The organism is Vibrio sp. 1641 (assembly GCF_033339995.1).
Lineage (GTDB): Bacteria > Pseudomonadota > Gammaproteobacteria > Enterobacterales > Vibrionaceae > Vibrio > Vibrio alginolyticus.
Genome location: NZ_JAWOVP010000212.1, coordinates 1 through 663 on the forward strand (window position 1 = coordinate 1; position 663 = coordinate 663).

1 pseudogene is annotated in these 663 nt (G+C 49.2%); it reads left to right on the top strand.

Annotated features, from left to right (window positions below):
* Positions 1-663, top strand: a pseudogene (locus tag R7Z47_RS25120) (1-deoxy-D-xylulose-5-phosphate reductoisomerase); the annotation flags it as partial.

Sequence of the window (663 nt, forward strand, 5' to 3'; positions counted from 1 at the left end):
GGTGCAACAGGCTCAATAGGTGCAAGCACCTTAAAAGTGGTTGAACAAAACCCAGAGCTGTTTTCTGTGGTCGCACTGGCGGCTGGCACTAACGTTGAAAAGATGGTGGCACTTTGTCGCCAATGGCAGCCTAAATTCGCGGTAATGGCGGATAAGGCTGCGGCTGTTGCTCTGCAATCAGAAATCCACACCATTTCACCAAATACAGAAGTGTTAGGTGGTGTTGATGCACTTTGTCATGTGGCTTCATTAGAAGAAGTAGATAGCGTAATGGCAGCCATTGTTGGTGCAGCGGGTTTGTTGCCAACCATGGCGGCCGTTAAAGCGGGCAAGCGCGTATTGCTGGCGAATAAAGAAGCGCTTGTCATGTCTGGGCAGTTGTTTATTGATGCCGTTGAACAATACGGGGCAGAGTTGCTGCCAGTAGACAGTGAACATAATGCTATTTTCCAGTGCCTACCACAGCAAGTTCAAACCAATCTTGGCCGCTGTAACTTAGATGAGCATGGCATTTCTAGTATTCTGTTAACCGGATCTGGCGGTCCATTCCGTTACGCTGACATTGCCGATCTCGACAGCGTAACGCCAGCACAGGCAATCGCGCACCCTAACTGGTCTATGGGGCCAAAGATTTCGGTCGATTCTGCGACTATGATGAATAAA